14 protein-coding genes are annotated in these 16,303 nt (G+C 72.5%); 13 read left to right on the forward strand and 1 reads right to left on the reverse strand.

Translation table 11 applies throughout. The features are described from left to right. The first annotated feature begins 504 nt into the window (after nt 1–504). The 13 genes from ACFWJB_RS19850 to ACFWJB_RS19910 all read left to right on the forward strand — a co-directional run bounded on the left by ACFWJB_RS19850 (nt 505) and on the right by ACFWJB_RS19910 (nt 15,378). Entirely contained in the window at nt 505–1,173 is a 669-nt protein-coding gene (locus ACFWJB_RS19850) for a GntR family transcriptional regulator (RefSeq protein WP_385472153.1), read from the forward strand. Continuing rightward, complete coding sequence (locus ACFWJB_RS19855) at nt 1,170–2,078, forward strand: dihydrodipicolinate synthase family protein (RefSeq protein WP_385472157.1); 909 nt, start codon at nt 1,170–1,172, stop codon at nt 2,076–2,078. Before ACFWJB_RS19850 ends, ACFWJB_RS19855 begins: the two co-directional genes overlap by 4 nt. Continuing rightward, nucleotides 2,075–3,826 carry an L-arabinonate dehydratase gene (gene araD, locus ACFWJB_RS19860; RefSeq protein ID WP_386923681.1) on the forward strand — a complete coding sequence of 584 codons (1,752 nt, stop codon included), beginning with the start codon at nt 2,075–2,077 and terminating at the stop codon, nt 3,824–3,826. The genes ACFWJB_RS19855 and araD overlap by 4 nt, the downstream gene beginning before the upstream one ends. A 115-nt stretch (nt 3,827–3,941) precedes the next feature. After that, nucleotides 3,942–4,877, forward strand: coding sequence for a carbohydrate ABC transporter permease (locus tag ACFWJB_RS19865; RefSeq protein ID WP_385472162.1), 936 nt, complete (start codon nt 3,942–3,944; stop codon nt 4,875–4,877). Continuing rightward, nucleotides 4,874–5,773 (forward strand): carbohydrate ABC transporter permease, encoded by a 900-nt coding sequence (locus ACFWJB_RS19870; RefSeq protein ID WP_385472165.1) that lies wholly within the window; start codon nt 4,874–4,876, stop codon nt 5,771–5,773. Before ACFWJB_RS19865 ends, ACFWJB_RS19870 begins: the two co-directional genes overlap by 4 nt. Further along, nucleotides 5,770–6,927, forward strand: a complete 1,158-nt coding sequence (locus ACFWJB_RS19875) for a Gfo/Idh/MocA family protein (RefSeq protein ID WP_386923684.1) — start codon at nt 5,770–5,772, stop codon at nt 6,925–6,927. Before ACFWJB_RS19870 ends, ACFWJB_RS19875 begins: the two co-directional genes overlap by 4 nt. Next, nucleotides 6,924–7,769 (forward strand): PmoA family protein, encoded by an 846-nt coding sequence (locus ACFWJB_RS19880; protein WP_385472171.1) that lies wholly within the window; start codon nt 6,924–6,926, stop codon nt 7,767–7,769. The genes ACFWJB_RS19875 and ACFWJB_RS19880 overlap by 4 nt, the downstream gene beginning before the upstream one ends. After that, nucleotides 7,766–9,292 carry a family 43 glycosylhydrolase gene (locus ACFWJB_RS19885; protein ID WP_385472173.1) on the forward strand — a complete coding sequence of 509 codons (1,527 nt, stop codon included), beginning with the start codon at nt 7,766–7,768 and terminating at the stop codon, nt 9,290–9,292. The genes ACFWJB_RS19880 and ACFWJB_RS19885 overlap by 4 nt, the downstream gene beginning before the upstream one ends. 155 nt (nt 9,293–9,447) lie before the next feature. Continuing rightward, nucleotides 9,448–10,812 (forward strand): ABC transporter substrate-binding protein, encoded by a 1,365-nt coding sequence (locus ACFWJB_RS19890; protein ID WP_385472176.1) that lies wholly within the window; start codon nt 9,448–9,450, stop codon nt 10,810–10,812. Nucleotides 10,813–10,964: 152 nt separating this feature from the next. Next, the gene (locus tag ACFWJB_RS19895; RefSeq protein WP_386923687.1) at nt 10,965–11,765 is read left to right on the forward strand and encodes a rhamnogalacturonan acetylesterase; all 801 of its coding nucleotides are present in this window, start codon (nt 10,965–10,967) and stop codon (nt 11,763–11,765) included. A gap of 31 nt (nt 11,766–11,796) precedes the next feature. After that, a complete protein-coding gene (locus ACFWJB_RS19900; RefSeq protein ID WP_386923689.1) occupies nt 11,797–13,128 on the forward strand; it encodes a polysaccharide lyase family 1 protein in 1,332 nt (443 codons plus the stop codon). Nucleotides 13,129–13,205: 77 nt separating this feature from the next. Then, on the forward strand, nt 13,206–14,327 hold the full coding sequence (locus tag ACFWJB_RS19905; RefSeq protein ID WP_386923691.1) for a pectinesterase family protein: 1,122 nt from the start codon (nt 13,206–13,208) through the stop codon (nt 14,325–14,327). Further along, nucleotides 14,311–15,378 carry a dienelactone hydrolase family protein gene (locus ACFWJB_RS19910; protein ID WP_386923693.1) on the forward strand — a complete coding sequence of 356 codons (1,068 nt, stop codon included), beginning with the start codon at nt 14,311–14,313 and terminating at the stop codon, nt 15,376–15,378. Before ACFWJB_RS19905 ends, ACFWJB_RS19910 begins: the two co-directional genes overlap by 17 nt. A gap of 77 nt (nt 15,379–15,455) precedes the next feature. Here the strand turns inward: ACFWJB_RS19910 and ACFWJB_RS19915 are convergent, their stop codons facing one another. Continuing rightward, a complete protein-coding gene (locus tag ACFWJB_RS19915; RefSeq protein WP_385462221.1) occupies nt 15,456–16,298 on the reverse strand; it encodes a pectate lyase in 843 nt (280 codons plus the stop codon). Between the last annotated feature and the right edge of the window lie 5 nt (nt 16,299–16,303).

Raw genomic sequence — 16,303 nt, forward strand, 5'->3', positions numbered from 1 at the left:
TCGGTGGGCGTCGGCGGATGGCGGGGCGCCCCGGGTCGCCGTGCCTGCCGCCCGCTGTTCCCGGGAGCGCCTCCCGGCGCCCGGCGCGTTCGCGTGATTGCGGAGGCACACCATCCTCGCCCTGCGGGGCGACGACCCGGCCCGTACCCGTTCGCGGCTGATCCGGGTGCCTAACACCACGCTGCGGGCCGCTTGCGCAGGTGAACCGACACCTTCCTCCGGGATGCGCATCGCGAAGGCGAACAGCCGAACCCGAGGGCTCAGGGGGTGCGGGGAACACCCCGCCGGACCGCCGCCCGGTGCCCGCTCGTCGTCGCGCCGGGAGCGCGCGCACCCCCGCCGGAGCCGCGCCGCCGTGCGCGCGAGCCCGGCACCGGCCTTCGCGTGCCCTCCGAACTTTCTTTGTCAGAAGCATTGACGCGGCCCAGCGCCCCTCCTACCTTCAACGCGTCGTACTCCGTACGTCATATATGAGACGCGATATGTGAGATCCGAGAGGCGCGCATGACCTCTGTGCCCACGCCGATCCCCTCCCGCACGCAGTACGTGCTGGAGGAGATCAAACGCCGCATCCTCACCGGACGCCTGACGCCCGGTCAGGCCCTGGTCGAGACCGACCTCGCCGCACAGTTCGGGGTGTCCAAGACACCGGTGCGGGAGGCGCTCAAGACCCTGGCCGGCACCGGACTGGTCGTGATGAGCCAGTACAAGGGCGTCACCGTGCGCATGGTGGACGCGGACATGGCGCGCGAGGTCTACGACGTGCGGCTGCTCCTGGAGCCCGAGGCCCTCAGGCGCGCCGTCCGCCGGGGCGCCTCCCTGGACGCCGCCCGCGACGCGCTGTCCCGGGCCGACCAGGCCACGGACACGGCCGAACGGTCGCTCGCCAACCGCGAGTTCCACCGCGCCCTGTACGTGCCGTGCGGCAACCCGCTGCTCGGCCGGATGCTCGACGAGGTGCGCGACCAGGCGGCCCTCGTCTCGGCCGTCGCCTGGGCCGCCGATCCCTCCTGGGAACGGGAGGCGTGCGAGCACCAGGAGATCCTGCGCCTCGCCCTCGCGGGTGACGCGGACGGCGCCGCGGGCGCCCTCCACGCCCATATCGCGTCGTTCGTCGAACGGGCCTTCCCGCACGCGGGTTCCGAGGCCCAGGAAGAGGTCGGTCAGGCATGACAACGACGTTCGAGACCCAGCGGGCGGCCCTGGCCGACGTGGTGGCGATCCCGGTGACCCCGTTCGCCGAGGACGGCTCCGTCGACCCGGCCGTCTACCGGGCCCTGCTGCGTCGTCTCCTCGACGCCGGCATCACGACCCTCACGCCCAACGGCAACACCGGTGAGTTCTACGCCCTCTCCCCGGCCGAGCGCCGCCTCGTCACCGAGCTGACCGTCGAGGAGGCCGGGGACGGAGCCGCCATCCTGGTCGGCGTCGGCCACGACGTGCCGACCGCGGTGGCCTCCGCGCGGCACGCCCGCGAGCTGGGCGCCCAGATGGTGATGGTCCACCAGCCCGTCCACCCCTACGTCTCCCAGGCAGGCTGGGTCGACTACCACCGCGCGATCGCCGAGGCCGTGCCCGAACTGGGCGTCGTGCCCTACCTGCGCAACCCCCAGCTTCCCGGGGCCCGCCTCGCCGAACTCGCCGACCACTGCCCCAACGTGCTCGGCGTGAAGTACGCCGTCCCGGACGCGGCCCGGTTCGCGGCCTTCGCCCGCGACGCCGGCCTCGAACGCTTCGTATGGGTGGCGGGGCTCGCCGAGCCGTACGCGCCCTCCTACTTCTCCGCGGGCGCCACCGGCTTCACCTCGGGCCTGGTGAACGTCGCCCCGACCGTCTCGCTGAACATGATCGAAGCGCTTCGATCCGGTGACTACCGGGCCGCCATGAAGGTCTGGGAGCAGATCCGCCGCTTCGAGGAACTGCGCGCCGCCAACGGCTCCGCCAACAACGTCACCGTCGTCAAGGAGGCCCTCGCCTCCCTCGGACTGTGCCGCCGCGAGGTCCGCCCGCCGAGCAGGCCGCTGCCCGAGAACGAGCGCGCCGAGGTCGCCGCCATCGCCGCGGGGTGGGCGATATGAGCCGGGACGACGTGCCGGCGAAGCGCCCGGAGGAGCTCAGGAGCCACCAGTGGTACGGCAGCGGCGTCTCGTCGGGCCTGCGCTCCTTCAGCCATCGCGCCCGCACCCGCCAGCTCGGCTACCTGCCCGAGGAGCACCTCGGCAAGCCGGTCATCGCGATCCTCAACACCTGGTCCGACATCAACCCCTGCCACGTCCACCTCCGCGACCGCGCCCAGGCCGTGAAGCGGGGCGTGTGGCAGGCGGGCGGCTTCCCGCTGGAGTTCCCGGTCTCCACGCTCAGCGAGACCTTCCAGAAGCCCACCCCGATGCTCTACCGCAACCTGCTCGCCATGGAGACCGAGGAGCTGCTGCGCTCCTACCCGGTCGACGGCGCCGTGCTGATGGGCGGCTGCGACAAGTCCACGCCCGCCCTGCTCATGGGCGCCGCCTCCGTGGACCTGCCGGCGGTGTTCGTGCCCGCCGGGCCCATGCTCCCCGGGCACTGGCGCGGCGAGACCCTGGGCTCCGGCACCGACATGTGGAAGTACTGGGACGACAAGCGGGCCGGCCTCATCGGCGACTGCGAGATGCAGGAGCTGGAGAGCGGCCTGGCCCGCTCGCCCGGCCACTGCATGACGATGGGCACCGCCTCCACGCTGACCGCCGCCGCCGAGGCCCTCGGCGTCACGGTCCCGGGCGCCTCCAGCATCCCGGCCGTCGACTCCGGGCACGACCGGATGGCCGCCGCGGCCGGGCTGCGCATCGTCGAACTCGTCCACCGGGACCGGAAGCTGAGCGACATCCTCACCGCGGACGCCTTCGAGGACGCCGTCACCACCGTGCTCGGCCTCGGCGGCTCCACCAACGCCGTGATCCACCTGATCGCGATGGCGGGCCGCGCGGGGGTCACCCTCACCCTCGACGACTTCGACCGCATCGCCCGCACCGTCCCGGTGCTGGCCAACGTCCGCCCCGGCGGACGGACGTACCTGATGGAGGACTTCCACTTCGCCGGCGGCCTGCCCGGCTTCCTGTCCCGCATCCCCGACCTGCTCCACCTGGACCGTCCCACCGTCTCGCACGACACGATGCGCGAGCAGATCGCGGGCTCCCTGGTCCACCACGACGACGTCATCCGCCCCCGGGACAACCCGGTCGCGCCCGAGGGCGGGGTCGCCGTCCTGCGCGGCAACCTCTGCCCGGACGGCGCCGTCATCAAGCACATCGCCGCCGAACCGCACCTGCTCAAGCACACCGGCCCCGCGGTCGTCTTCGACGACTACAGGACGATGCAGCGCACCATCAACGACCCCTCCCTGGACATCACCGCCGACAGCGTGCTGGTCCTGCGCAACGCCGGCCCCAAGGGCGGGCCGGGCATGCCCGAGTACGGCATGCTGCCCATCCCCGACCGCCTGCTGAAGCAGGGCGTGCGCGACATGGTGCGGATCTCCGACGCCCGGATGAGCGGCACGAGCTACGGCGCCTGCGTCCTGCACGTGGCACCCGAGTCGTACGTCGGCGGGCCCCTCGCGCTGGTGCGCACCGGCGACTCGATCACCCTCGACGTCGAGGCGCGCACCCTCCGGCTCGACGTCGACGACGCGGAGCTGGAGCGCCGCAGGGCCGCCTGGACACCGCCGCCCGCCCGGTACGAGCGCGGCTACGGCGCGCTCTACAACGAACAGATCACCCAGGCCGACACCGGCTGCGACTTCGAGTTCCTGGCCCGACCCGGCACGGTGCAGGACCCGTACGCCGGCTGACCCCGCGGCAGCGGGACACCGCACACCCATGCACCCGGAGAAAGCGCTTCCCGCCCCGCGGGCGCGCACCGCACACGCACCACCCACGCACGTCGTACGAGAACGGAGAACTGTCATGGCACAAGCCGCAGCCGTGGCGAAACCGCCCGCGCCACCGAGGCGGCGCCGTGCCTCCGCCACGCCGCGCAGGCTCCCGTACCTGCTGATCGGCCCGGCCGCCCTGCTGATGCTGGGCTTCATCGCCTACCCGGTCGTCAGCGTCTTCTACTACAGCCTGCAGAACTACAACCCCACCAAGCCGTGGCGGAACGGCTTCGCGGGCCTCGACAACTTCGTCAGGATCTTCACCGAGGACCCGCAGTTCTGGGACACCCTCGTCTTCAGCGCCAAGTGGGTGTTCGTCGAGGTCGGGCTCCAGCTGCTGTTCGGCCTGGCGCTGGCGCTCATCGTCAACCAGACCTTCGTGGGCCGGGGGATCGGGCGCGCCCTGGTCTTCTCCCCGTGGGCGGTCTCCGGCGTGCTGACCTCCGCGATCTGGGTGCTGCTCTACAACTCCCAGACCGGCGTGACCCGTTACCTCGCCGACATGGGCATCGGCTCCTACGGCACCAGCTGGCTGTCGGACACCTCGACCGTGTTCTCCGCGGCGGTGGTCGCCGACCTGTGGCGCGGCGTCCCCTTCTTCGCGATCCTCATCCTCGCCGACCTCCAGTCCGTCTCGAAGGACCTGTACGAGGCCGCCGAGGTCGACGGGGCCAGCCGGCTCAAGCAGTTCTGGCACATCACGCTGCCGCACCTGAAGGACGCCATCATCCTGTCCACCCTGCTGCGCGCGGTGTGGGAGTTCAACAACGTGGACCTGCTCTACACCCTGACCGGTGGCGGACCCGCGGGCGAGACCACCACCCTGCCCCTCTACATCGCCAACACCAGCGTCGACGCGCACGACTTCGGCTACGCGTCGGCCCTCACCACGGTCGCGTTCGTGATCCTGCTCTTCTGCTCGATCGTCTACCTGCGGCTGAGCAAGTTCGGAGGCGAGAACAAGTGATCACCAAGGAGGCCCCCGCGCCCGCCCCCGCGCCCGTGCGCACCGGCCACGAGCCGCCGCGCCCGGCGAAGAAGAAGCGCCCCGCCTGGGACGAGGTCCCCCGCTGGCAGATCTACCTGCCGCTCGGGATCTACCTGGTCTTCACCCTGATCCCGTTCTACTGGATCCTCCTCTTCGCGGTGCGGCCCGCGGGCTCGACCTCGCTCGTGCCCTGGCCCATCACCTTCGAGCACTTCGAGAAGGTCTGGACCGACCGCAGCTTCGGCACCTTCTTCCAGAACAGCGTGCTGGTCGGCCTCGCCACCCTGGTCATGACGACGCTCGTCGCCCTGGCCGGCGGCTACGCCCTCGCCCGGTTCGACTTCAAGGTCAAGCGGGGCTTCATGCTCGCCCTGCTCTGCTCCCAGTTCGTGCCCGGCGCGCTGCTGCTGGTCCCGCTGTTCGAGATCTTCGCCGAGCTCCAGATGATCAACTCGCTAGTCAGCGTCATCATCGCCGAGACGGTCTTCCAGCTGCCGCTGTCGATGATCCTCATCAGCAACTTCATCAAGAACGTCCCCTACTCCCTGGAGGAGGCCGCCTGGGTCGACGGCTGCGGCCGGATGCGGGCCTTCCTGGTCGTCGTGCTGCCGCTGCTGCGGCCGGGCCTGATCGCCGTCGGCTCCTTCGCCTTCGTGCACTCCTGGAACCACTTCCTGTTCGCCCTGATGTTCCTCAACAACCAGGACAAGCAGACCATCCCGGTCGGCCTCAACACCCTGATGAGCGCGGACAGCGTCGACCTCGGCGCGCTCGCCGCCGGCGGCATCATCGCCGCGGTCCCCGTCGTGATCGTCTTCGCCTTCATCCAGAAGTGGCTGATCACCGGCTTCAGCGCGGGGGCGGTGAAGGGATGAGCCGGGTTCCCGTCGTCCTCGCCGGCGCCCGCGGCCACGGCCGCTGGCACGTCGCCAACATCCGCCGACTGGAGCGGGCGGGCCTGGTCCGCCTGGCCGGCATCTGCGAGCTCACCCCGCTGACCGAGCAGGAGGCCGGCGGCGAACTCCCCGAGCAGTCCGCCGACTTCGGAGCCCTGCTCGACTCCACCGGCGCCCGGATCGCCGTCGTCTGCACGCCGATCCCCACCCACACCGACCTGGCGCTGACCGCCGCCCGCCGGGGCGTGCACCTGCTGCTCGAGAAGCCCCCGGCACCGTCGTACGCCGAGTTCCGGCGCATGGCCGACGGGGTCGCCGAGGCCGGCGTCGCCTGCCAGGTCGGATTCCAGTCGCTGGGCTCGCACGCCGTGCCCGCGATCCGCGCCCTGATCGCCGACGGCGCCATCGGCGACGTCACGGGCGTCGGCGGGGCCGGCGCCTGGGTGCGCGACGAGGCCTACTTCCGCCGGGCGCCCTGGGCGGGCCGGCGGCGGCTGGACGGTGCCGACGTGATCGACGGCGCGCTGACCAACCCCCTCGCGCACGCCGTCGCCACCGCCCTCGCGCTGGGCGGCACCGACCGCGCCGAGGACGTCGCCGGCATCGAGACCGAGCTCGGCCACGCCAACGACATCGAGGCCGACGACACGTCCTGCGTGCGGATCACCACCACGCGGGGGCACCGCGTCACCGTCGCCGCGACCCTGTGCGCGGAGCGGGCCGACGAGCCCTACGTCCTGGTGCACGGCACCAGCGGGCGGATCACCTTCTGGTACAAGCAGGACCGCGTCCTGCTCCAGCGCGCCGGCCACGGCCCCGAGGAGTACGTCCACGGCCGCACCGACCTGCTGGAGAACCTGGTCGACCACCTCACCACCGGCGCCGCGCTCCTCGTCCCGCCGGACGGGACCGGCGCGTTCATGAAGGTCGTGGAGGCGATCCGCCGGGCTCCCGACCCGGAGCCGCTGCCCGACGGCGCCTGGCACCGCGTCCCCGGCGAGAGCCGCCGCGTGGTCCCCGGCATCGACGGACTCGTGGCCGCCGCCGCCGACACCCTCTCCCTGTACTCCGAACTCGGCGCCCCGTGGGCACCGCGCACGGAGCAGCCGCTGAAAGAGGTGAGCACCCGATGACCGGCGCCGACTCCCCGGTGCTGCGCGTGGCGGGACGCCCCGTCGGCCGGTACGTCGTCCGGCCCGAACTGCCCGCCCGCCTCTCCCCGCGCCCCTACCTGCACCCCGTCACCACCCTGGCCGGCACCGCGGTCACCGAGTTCAGCCCCGCCGACCACCTCCATCACCTCGGCGTCGGTGTCGCCGTTCCCGACGTCGAGGGCCACAACTTCTGGGGCGGGCGCACCTACGTCCGCGACCGGGGGCCGACCGAGCTCGACAACCACGGCGCCCAGCGGCACTCCGCCTTCCAGCTCCGCGACCCCGACGGCTTCGTCGAGGAGCTGCGCTGGGTCGCCGCCGGCACCGAGCTGCTGCGCGAGCGCCGCACCGTCGCCGCCACCGGACTCACGGACACCGCCTGGGCGCTGGACTTCACCTTCTCCCTCACCAACGTCACCCCGGACCCCCTCACCATCGGCAGCCCCGCGACCAACGGGCGCCCCGGAGCGGCCTACGGCGGCTTCTTCTGGCGGGCCCGCAAGGAGAGTACGGCCCCCCACGTGCTCACCGCCGACGCCGAGGGCACGGAGGCGGTCCACGGCCGCCGCGCCGACTGGCTCGCCCTGACCGGCGACACCTGGTCGCTGGTGTTCGCCGGGGCCACCGAACGCACCCGGCGCGACCCCTGGTTCGTGCGCACCGAGGAGTACCCCGGCGTCGGCTCCTCCCTGGCCCACGACGAGCGGCTGCCCCTCGCCCCCGGCGACACCCTCGTCCGTCGCGTCGTCACCGTCGTCGCCGACGGCCGCCTCGACGCCGGCGGCGCCGCGGCCCTCGTACGGAAGGCGGTGAGCCCATGACCGCCACGACCCCCGAGAACGCGGACACGTACACCAACCCGGTCCTGAACGCCGACTGGTCCGACCCGGACGTCGTCCGCGTCGGCGACGACTTCTACCTGACCGCCTCCAGCTTCGGCCGCGCCCCCGGCCTGCCGCTGCTGCACTCCCGGGACCTGGTCAACTGGACCCTGGCGGGCCACGCGCTGGACCGCCTGGAACCGGCGGACGCCTTCGCCGCGCCCCGGCACGACTGCGGCGTCTGGGCCCCGTCCCTGCGCCACCACGCCGGCCGCTTCTGGATCTTCTGGGGCGACCCCGACCAGGGCGTCTTCCAGGTCAACGCCCCCGGGATCGAAGGTCCGTGGACCGAGCCGCACCTGGTCAAGCCCGGCAAGGGCCTGATCGACGCCTGCCCCCTGTGGGACGAGGAGACCGGCGAGGCCTACCTCGTGCACGCCTGGGCCCGCTCCCGCTCCGGCATCAAGAACCGCCTCACGGGACACCGCATGCACCCCGACGGCACCGGGCTCCTCGACGAGGGCAAGGTGATCGTCGACGCCGACCGCATCCCCGGCTGGTTCACCCTGGAGGGCCCCAAGCTCTACCGGCACGACGGCTGGTTCTGGATCCTGGCGCCCGCCGGGGGAGTGGAGACCGGCTGGCAGGGCGCCTTCCGCTCCCGCGACTTCTTCGGACCGTACGAGGAGAAGGTCGTCCTGGAGCAGAAGGACACCGACGTCAACGGCCCCCACCAGGGCGGCTGGGTGCGCACCGCGGCTGGCGAGGACTGGTTCCTGCACTTCCAGCAGCGCGGCGCGTACGGCCGGGTGGTCCACCTCCAGCCGATGAGCTGGGGGACGGACGGCTGGCCCGTCCTGGGCGACGACGGCGCCCCGGTGACCGTCCACCGGCGTCCCGCGCTGCCGCCGCAGCCGCCCGCCGCGCCCGCGACCGACGACGACTTCCCCGGCGGACGGTACGGACGGCAGTGGTCGTGGACCGCCAACCCCGGCGACGGCTGGGCCACCCGGCACTCCGGGGACGGGCTCAGGCTCGCCTGCGTCCGCACGGACGACGCGCACGACCTGCGCAGGCTGCCCAACGTCCTGACGCAGCGGCTGCCCGGCCTGCCGTCGGCCGTCGAGGTGGAGCTGCGCCTGGACAGCACGGAGCCGGGCGCCCGGGCCGGACTCGCGGTGCTCGGCGACGCCTACCGCTGGATCGGGCTCCAGCGGGGCGCGGACGGGGCGGTGCACCTGGTGCACCGGTTCGCCGAGTCGGTGGCGGAGGCCGAGCGCGACGCCGACCGTCCCCGCGTCGCCCCCGAGGGCCGGGTGCGGCTGCGGATCGAGACGGCGCCCGGGGCGCGCTGCCGCTTCTCCTACGACCTCGGCGACGGCCACCGGCCCACCGGCCAGGTTTTCGCCGCCACCCCCTGGCGCTGGGTCGGCGCCCTGCTCGGCCTGTTCGCGCTCGCGCCCGCGGGACGGGGACCCGCCGGTGCCGCCGAGTTCACCCGGTTCCGGATCGGACCCCGGTAACCCCGTTCACCCGTACGCCTGTTGGGAGCCGCAATGACGCACTTCCGGAGCAAGCGCTTGCCGGACGCCGACGAGACCCCCTGAACCACTCCCGGCACCACCCCCCCACGTCGTTCAGCACCGCACTGTTGGATCCAGAAGAAGAGAGCCGACCAATGAAGATCAGCATGCGCAGCAGCAGAAGCACCGCCAGGCGCCGGACGTCCGTCGCCGTCGCCCTGGGCGCCGTGCTCGCGCTGACCGCCACCGCCTGCGGTGACGACGGCAGCGGGGCGGGCGGCGACGAGGGCGCCGAGGGCAGCGGCAAGGGGAAGATCGTCTTCTGGGACAACAACGGCGGCATCCGCACGGCCGTCTGGAAGGAGGTCATCGCCGACTTCGAGAAGGCGAACCCGGACATCGACGTCGAGTACGTCGGCATCGCCGCCACCGAGTACCAGTCCAAGGTCGACACCGCCATCCAGGGCGGCGGCCTGCCGGACGTCGGCGGCGTCGGAGCGGCGATGCTCGCCGGGTTCTCCGCCCAGAACGCGCTGGAGCCGCTGGACAACCGGCTCACCGGGTCGTCCCTGAACGGCAGGGTCAACAAGGACATGATCGAGTCGCTGCGGGCCGCCGGCGGTGGCGACGGCCGGCTGTACTCGGTGCCGACCTCGGCCAACAACGGCGTCCTCTACTACCGCACCGACCTGTTCGACAAGGCGGGCCTCGAGGCACCCACGACCTGGGACGCCTTCTACACGGCGGCCGAGAAGCTCACCGCCGCCGGCAAGAACGAGTTCGGCTACACCATCCGCGGCGGCTCCGGCTCCATCGCGCAGGCGCTCGACGCGATGTACGGGCAGTCCGGCATCACCTCGTTCTGGGACGCGGACAAGAAGAAGACCACCGTCAACGACCCGAAGAACGTCGAGGCGCTGGAGAAGTACGCGGCCCTCTACAAGAAGGTCACGCCGGCCGCCGACGTCAACAACGACTTCGCCAAGATGGTCGCCCAGTGGGACTCGGGCACGATCGGCATGCTCAACCACAACCTGGGCTCCTACCAGGACCACGTGAAGGCGCTCGGCGTCGGCAAGTTCCGCGGCATCCCGCAGCCGGTCGGCCCGTCCGGCAAGCGGGTCCAGGTGTCCAACCCGGTCGACGGGCTGGGACTCTTCAAGAGCTCCAAGAACAAGGAGGCCGCCTGGAAGTTCATCGAGTTCGCCACCTCGAAGGAGCAGAACTCGAGGTTCAACGAGGCGGCCGGGCAGGTGCCGTCCAACACCGATGCCGCGAAGGACGCGTGGATCTCCAAGGCCGAGCCGACGAAGCTGGCCGCGGAGGCGCTGAACGACGGGTCCACGACCATCGTCCAGCTGCCGTACTACCTGCCGGACTGGAACACCATCTCCAAGGCGGACAACGAGCCGAACTTCCAGAAGGTGCTGCTCGGCAAGATGAGCGCGAAGGCGTTCCTCGACACGATGGCGGAGCAGCTCAACGAGGCGCAGGCCGAGTGGAACGAGCAGATGGGCTGACCGCCCTGAGCCGGACATCGCCGTGGGGCGGCCTGCGGATCGCAGGTCGCGGGCCGTCCCCGGCCGGTCGCGCCCGTGCGGCGGAGCCGCATACCGATACGGCCCCGCTCACCCGGGAACCGTCCGTCCCCCGTCATGAGAGGTCACCCGGCGTGTCACTCAGCCGAAGGCAAGTCACCGCGGCCGCCGTCGCCGCCGTTCCCCTCGCGTTCGCCGCCGCCGGCACCGCGCGGGCCGGCGGGCACCGGCCCCGCACCCTCCACATCGCCGGCGACTCCACCGCCGCGCAGAAGTACGCCGACGCCGCGCCCGAGACCGGGTGGGGCATGGCGTTGCCGTTCTTCCTCCACAGGCGGACGCCCGTCGCGAACCACGCGGTGAACGGGCGGAGTTCCAAGAGCTTCGTGGACGAGGGCCGGCTGGACGCGGTCCTCGGCCTGATCCGGCCCGGTGATCTGCTCCTGGTCCAGTTCGCGCACAACGACGAGAAGCGCGACGACCCCACCCGCTACACCGAGCCCTGGACCACGTACCAGGACCACCTGCGCCTGTACGTCGACGGCGCCCGGAGCCGCGGGGCGCGGCCGGTGCTGGCCACGCCCGTCGAGCGGCGCCGGTTCGACGCGGCCGGCGACGCGCAGCCCAGTCACGGCGAGTACCCGGCGGCGATGCGGGCGCTGGCCGCCGAGGAGGGCGTGGCGCTGCTCGACGTTCAGGCGCTGTCGCTCGCGCTGTGGCAGCGGCTCGGCGTCGAGGAGACCAAGACGTACTTCAACTGGACCGCCACCGAACAGGACAACACGCACTTCAATCCGCCGGGCGCGATCGAGGTGGCCCGGCTGGTCGCGCGGGAGCTGCTGCGCACGCGGGTGCTGCCGCCCCGGGACGTGCGCCGGACGGACGAGGACATCCCCGCGTCCTGGATCACCTGGCCGCGGCCGGGCACCGCGTAACACCCCCGAACCCGAGAAGGAGAGCCGCACCATGAGCACACAAGAATGGCATGGGCATGCCATAAAGAAGGCGGCCGCGCTGGCCGGCTGCACCGCCCTCGTCCTGAGCCTGACCGCCGCCACCGCCGAGGCCCGACCCGGCCACCACTCCCGGGACGCCGCTCGGCAGACGCTGCCGGCGAAGGACGGCTGGGCCTCCCAGGGCACCGGCACCACGGGCGGCGCCGCCGCCGACGCCGCGCACGTCCACACGGTCACCACCTGGGCCGAGTTCAGGGCCGCCCTCGCCGCCGGCGGCGACGGGCCGAGGATCATCAAGGTGAAGGGGACCATCGACGCCGTGTCCGAGGGCTGCGACGCCTTCGCCGCCCCCGGCTACGACTTCGACGCCTATCTGGAGAAGTACTCGCCCGAGAACTGGGGTCTGGACACCGACCTGGCCGACGAGCCCGACGACAGCCCCGAGGGCCTGCGCCGCACCTCCGCCGCCCGGCAGGACCAGTCGATCAAGGCGAACGTCCCGGCCGACACCACCATCATCGGCGTCGGCAGGAACGCCGGATTCAAGGGCGCCAGCCTCCAGATCAAGGGCGTGGACAACGTCATCGTCCGCAACCTGACCTTCGAGAGCCCCGTGGACTGCTTCCCGCAGTGGGACCCCACGGACGGCGACAAGGGCAACTGGAACTCCGAGTACGACAGCGCCGTGGTCCACGGCTCCACCCATGTCTGGCTGGACCACAACACCTTCACCGACGGCGAGCACCCCGACAGCGCGGCCCCCACCCACTTCGGCATGCTCTACCAGCAGCACGACGGCCAGCTCGACATCGTCAAGGGTGCCGACTACGTCACCGCGTCCTGGAACGTCTTCAGCGAGCACGACAAGACGATCCTGATCGGCAACAGCGACAGCGAGTCCACCGCCGTCGGCGACCGGGGCCACCTCAAGGTGACCTTCCACCACAATCTGTTCGAGAACCTCGTCGAGCGCGCGCCCCGCGTCCGCTTCGGCCAGGTCGACGTCTACAACAACCACTTCGTGGCCGCGGACGACTACGCCTACAGCTTCGGCGTCGGCAAGGAGTCCGCGCTCGTCGCCGAGCACAACGCCTTCACGCTCCCGGCCGGGGTCAGCGCCGCGAAGGTCCTGAAGAAGTGGAGCGAGGCACCCGTCACCGCCGCGCACAACCAGGTCAACGGCCGCACCGTCGACCTGATCGCCGTGCACAACGCCCAGATCCCGGGCGAGACCCTCCGGCCGGGCGCGGGCTGGACGCCGACCCTGCGCACCAAGGTCCTGCCGGCGAAGGCCGTCCCCGCGGTCGTCGACCACGGAGCGGGCGCCGGCCGCCTGCGCTGACGCACCCCCGAACCGGGCCGGGGCGTCCGCACCGCCCCGGCCCACCCCGGCCCCCCGTCCCCGAAGGAGCACCGCGCATGCACCGACCCGCCCTGTCCCGCCGAGGCTTCCTGCTCGCCACCGCGGGCGCGGGCGCCGCCGCCGGCCTCACCGCCGCTCCGGCCCTCGCCGGCGGCCGCCCCCGCCCGTTCGGCCGCCACGGCTCGCCGTCCGCCCGCCGCACCCCGAAGACCCTGTACGTCGACCCGCACGGCCGCGGCGACTTCACCACCGTCCAGGCCGCCGTGACCGCCGCCACCGGCGGCGGCTGGACGCTCGTCCTCGCCCCCGGCACCTACCGCGAGACCGTCACCGTCGACGCCACCCGCACCGACGCCACCTGGATCGGCGCCTCCGAGGACCCCCGCGACACCGTCGTCGTGTACGACAACGCGGCCGGCACCCCCAGGCCCGACGGTTCCGGCACCTACGGCACCAGCGGCTCGGCCACCGTCACCGTGCAGGCCGACGGCTTCACCGCCCGCCGGATCACCTTCGCCAACGACTGGCTGCGCGCCCGCCACCCCGACTGGACCGGCACCCAGGCCGTCGCCCTCAAGGCCCAGGGCGACCGCACGGCGTTCCACCGCTGCCGCTTCCTCGGCCACCAGGACACCCTCTACGCCGACACCCGCGCCCTCGACCACTTCGCCCGCCAGTACTACGCCCACTGCTACGTCGAGGGCGACGTCGACTTCGTCTTCGGCCGGGCGACCGCGGTCTACGAGGACTGCCACTTCCGCACCCTGACCCGCACCGACCTCGCCGCCGCCCCCTACGGCTTCGTGTTCGCGCCGTCCACGGCGGGCGCCAACCCGCGCGGCTACCTGGTGACCCGGGGCCGTGTCACCAGCGAGGCACCCGACGGCTACTACAAGCTGGCCCGCCCCTGGGTGCCCAGCTCCGACACCACCGCCCGCCCGATGCTCACCGTGCGCGAGACCCACCTGGGCCGCGGCATCGACGCGGTCGCGCCCTATGCCGACATGCGCGACGCCTACCCGTGGCAGGAACAGCGGTTCCGCGAGTACCGCAACACCGGCCCCGGCGCGGCGGTCACCGTCCCGGCGAACCGTCCGCAGCTGACCCGCGCCGAGGCCGCGGCACACACCAGGGAGGCGTACCTCGGCGACTGGCGTCCCCGTGCCGGCCACCGGTGACCTGCCCGCCTTCCACCGGGCGCTCCGGGACGAGCTGACCTTCCCGCTCGCCTGGGGCAACTCGCCGATCCGCGACTTCGCGGCGTGGCGGCGCACGGCGCGCGCCACGGTCGAGGCCCACCTGCTCGTCGACCGGCAGGAGGACACGCCGTACGCGCCCGAGTTCGCCGCCCGCCACGACGGCGACGGGTACACGAGGGAGACGGTCACCCTCTCCCTCACCCGCTACGGTCGGGTCCGCGGCGCCCTGCTCACCCCGCGGGGCGCCGGGCCCTTCCCGGCCGTCCTCCTCCTGCACGACCACGGCTCCCGCTTCGACATCGGCAAGGAGAAACTGGTCCGGCCCTGGTACGACGACACGCGCCTGGCCGCCGCGCGGGACTGGGCGGACCGCCACTTCGACGGGCGGTTCCCCGGCGACGAACTGGCCCGGCGCGGCTACGTGGTGCTGTGCCTGGACGCCCTCGGCTGGGGCGACCGCGACCCGCTCGCCTACGAGCGGCAGCAGGCCCTCGCGAGCACCCTTTTCCACCTCGGCAGCTCCCTCGCCGGGCTGATGGCCCGTGAGGACGTCCGGGCCGCCGGCTTCCTGGCCGGCCTCGACCGGGTGGACGCCCGCCGGGTGGCGGCCCTCGGCTTCTCCCTGGGCGGCTACCGCGCCTGGCAGACGGCCGCGCTCAGCGACGACGTCAGCGCCGCCGTGAGCGTGTGCTGGATGACCGGCCTGAGGGAGATGACGGTCCCCGGCAGCAACACCCTGCGCGGACAGTCGGCCTTCCACATGCTGCACCCCGGGCTGGCCCGGCACCTCGACCTGCCCGACGTGGCGAGCCTCGCGGCACCCGGACCCATGCTGTTCCTGGGCGGCGCCCACGACGCGCTGTTCACGCCCGAGGGCGTCCGCGCCGCCCACGCCCGGCTCCGGGCGGTCTGGGAGTCCCTGGGGGCCGGTGACCGGCTGCGCACCGAGGTCGTGCCCGGCGTGGGACACGCCTTCACCGGCGCCATGCAGGACGACGCCTTCGACTGGCTGGACACGGTCCTCGCGTGAACCCCCGCGCCGCCGGGCGACCCGCCGCGGCCGGGGGAGCGCCCCCGCCGGCCGTCACCGGCGGGGGCTCGGACGCGTCACTCGTAGCTGATGTCCGCGGCGGTGAAGTCGCAGGTCTTGCCGTAGGGGCCGACCGGGGAGAGCGCCTTGGGCTCCTTGCCGGTGTTGTTGCCCTCGAAGCGGACGCAGGTCTCGATCTTCTTCTTGCTGTCGCCGTGGACGCGGACGTTGCGCAGCGCGACCGTGTCGCCGTAGTTCTGGTTGACGCCGACGATCGACTTGCCGGGCGCGGTGACGTCCACGTCGTTGATGATGATCGTGCGCTGGTACTGCTTCTTGCAGTTGCCGCAGGAGCGGACCAGCTTGCCGAAGTTCTCGACCTGGAACTTGGTGACGACGAGCTTGCCCGCGCCGTTGAACTGGAGCACCTTGTCGTCGGCGTTCCTCGCGCCGCCCCCGTACACGGTGTACACGGCCGACGGCGACGTGCCCTTGAAGCTGGCGGCGTCCTCGCCGACGTCCAGCCACCAGACGTTCTGCAGGGTGCAGGAGCCCTTGCAGTGGACGCCGTCCGCGGCCGGGGTGCCGATGATCACGTTCTTCAGCACGGCGCCGTCCGCCAGTTCGAAGATCGGGCCCTGGTCCTCGTCCTGGCCGGAGGTGCCGAGGTCGCCGGTGCCGTAGAACTTCTTCAGCTTGCCGTCGTAGGTGCCGGAGACCGGGATCGTCGAGGAAACCGGCTTGCTGCCGGTGTCCTTGGGCCAGGCCGGAGCGGACGAGGCGGCGCCGGCGGTGGTCAGCATCGTCGTCGTGACGATCGCCGCACCCGTGAGGCCGAAGGCGGCGGCCGAGGCGATCACCGCGCGGCGTCCGGTGACCCGGCGGCGGTGGCGGACGCGCTGTTCAGCTCGTGCAGTCATGCTCA

This window comes from Streptomyces sp. NPDC127100 (genome assembly GCF_042724095.1).
Classification (GTDB): Bacteria; Actinomycetota; Actinomycetes; order Streptomycetales; family Streptomycetaceae; genus Streptomyces.

Coding starts and splice junctions, on each gene's coding strand:
- ACFWJB_RS19850 (WP_385472153.1), top strand. CDS start 505: ATGACCTCTGTGCCCACGCCGATCCCCTCCCGCACGCAGTACGTGCTG.
- ACFWJB_RS19855 (WP_385472157.1), top strand. CDS start 1,170: ATGACAACGACGTTCGAGACCCAGCGGGCGGCCCTGGCCGACGTGGTG.
- araD (WP_386923681.1), top strand. CDS start 2,075: ATGAGCCGGGACGACGTGCCGGCGAAGCGCCCGGAGGAGCTCAGGAGC.
- ACFWJB_RS19865 (WP_385472162.1), top strand. CDS start 3,942: ATGGCACAAGCCGCAGCCGTGGCGAAACCGCCCGCGCCACCGAGGCGG.
- ACFWJB_RS19875 (WP_386923684.1), top strand. CDS start 5,770: ATGAGCCGGGTTCCCGTCGTCCTCGCCGGCGCCCGCGGCCACGGCCGC.
- ACFWJB_RS19880 (WP_385472171.1), top strand. CDS start 6,924: ATGACCGGCGCCGACTCCCCGGTGCTGCGCGTGGCGGGACGCCCCGTC.
- ACFWJB_RS19885 (WP_385472173.1), top strand. CDS start 7,766: ATGACCGCCACGACCCCCGAGAACGCGGACACGTACACCAACCCGGTC.
- ACFWJB_RS19890 (WP_385472176.1), top strand. CDS start 9,448: ATGAAGATCAGCATGCGCAGCAGCAGAAGCACCGCCAGGCGCCGGACG.
- ACFWJB_RS19900 (WP_386923689.1), top strand. CDS start 11,797: ATGAGCACACAAGAATGGCATGGGCATGCCATAAAGAAGGCGGCCGCG.
- ACFWJB_RS19905 (WP_386923691.1), top strand. CDS start 13,206: ATGCACCGACCCGCCCTGTCCCGCCGAGGCTTCCTGCTCGCCACCGCG.
- ACFWJB_RS19915 (WP_385462221.1), bottom strand. CDS start 16,298: ATGACTGCACGAGCTGAACAGCGCGTCCGCCACCGCCGCCGGGTCACC.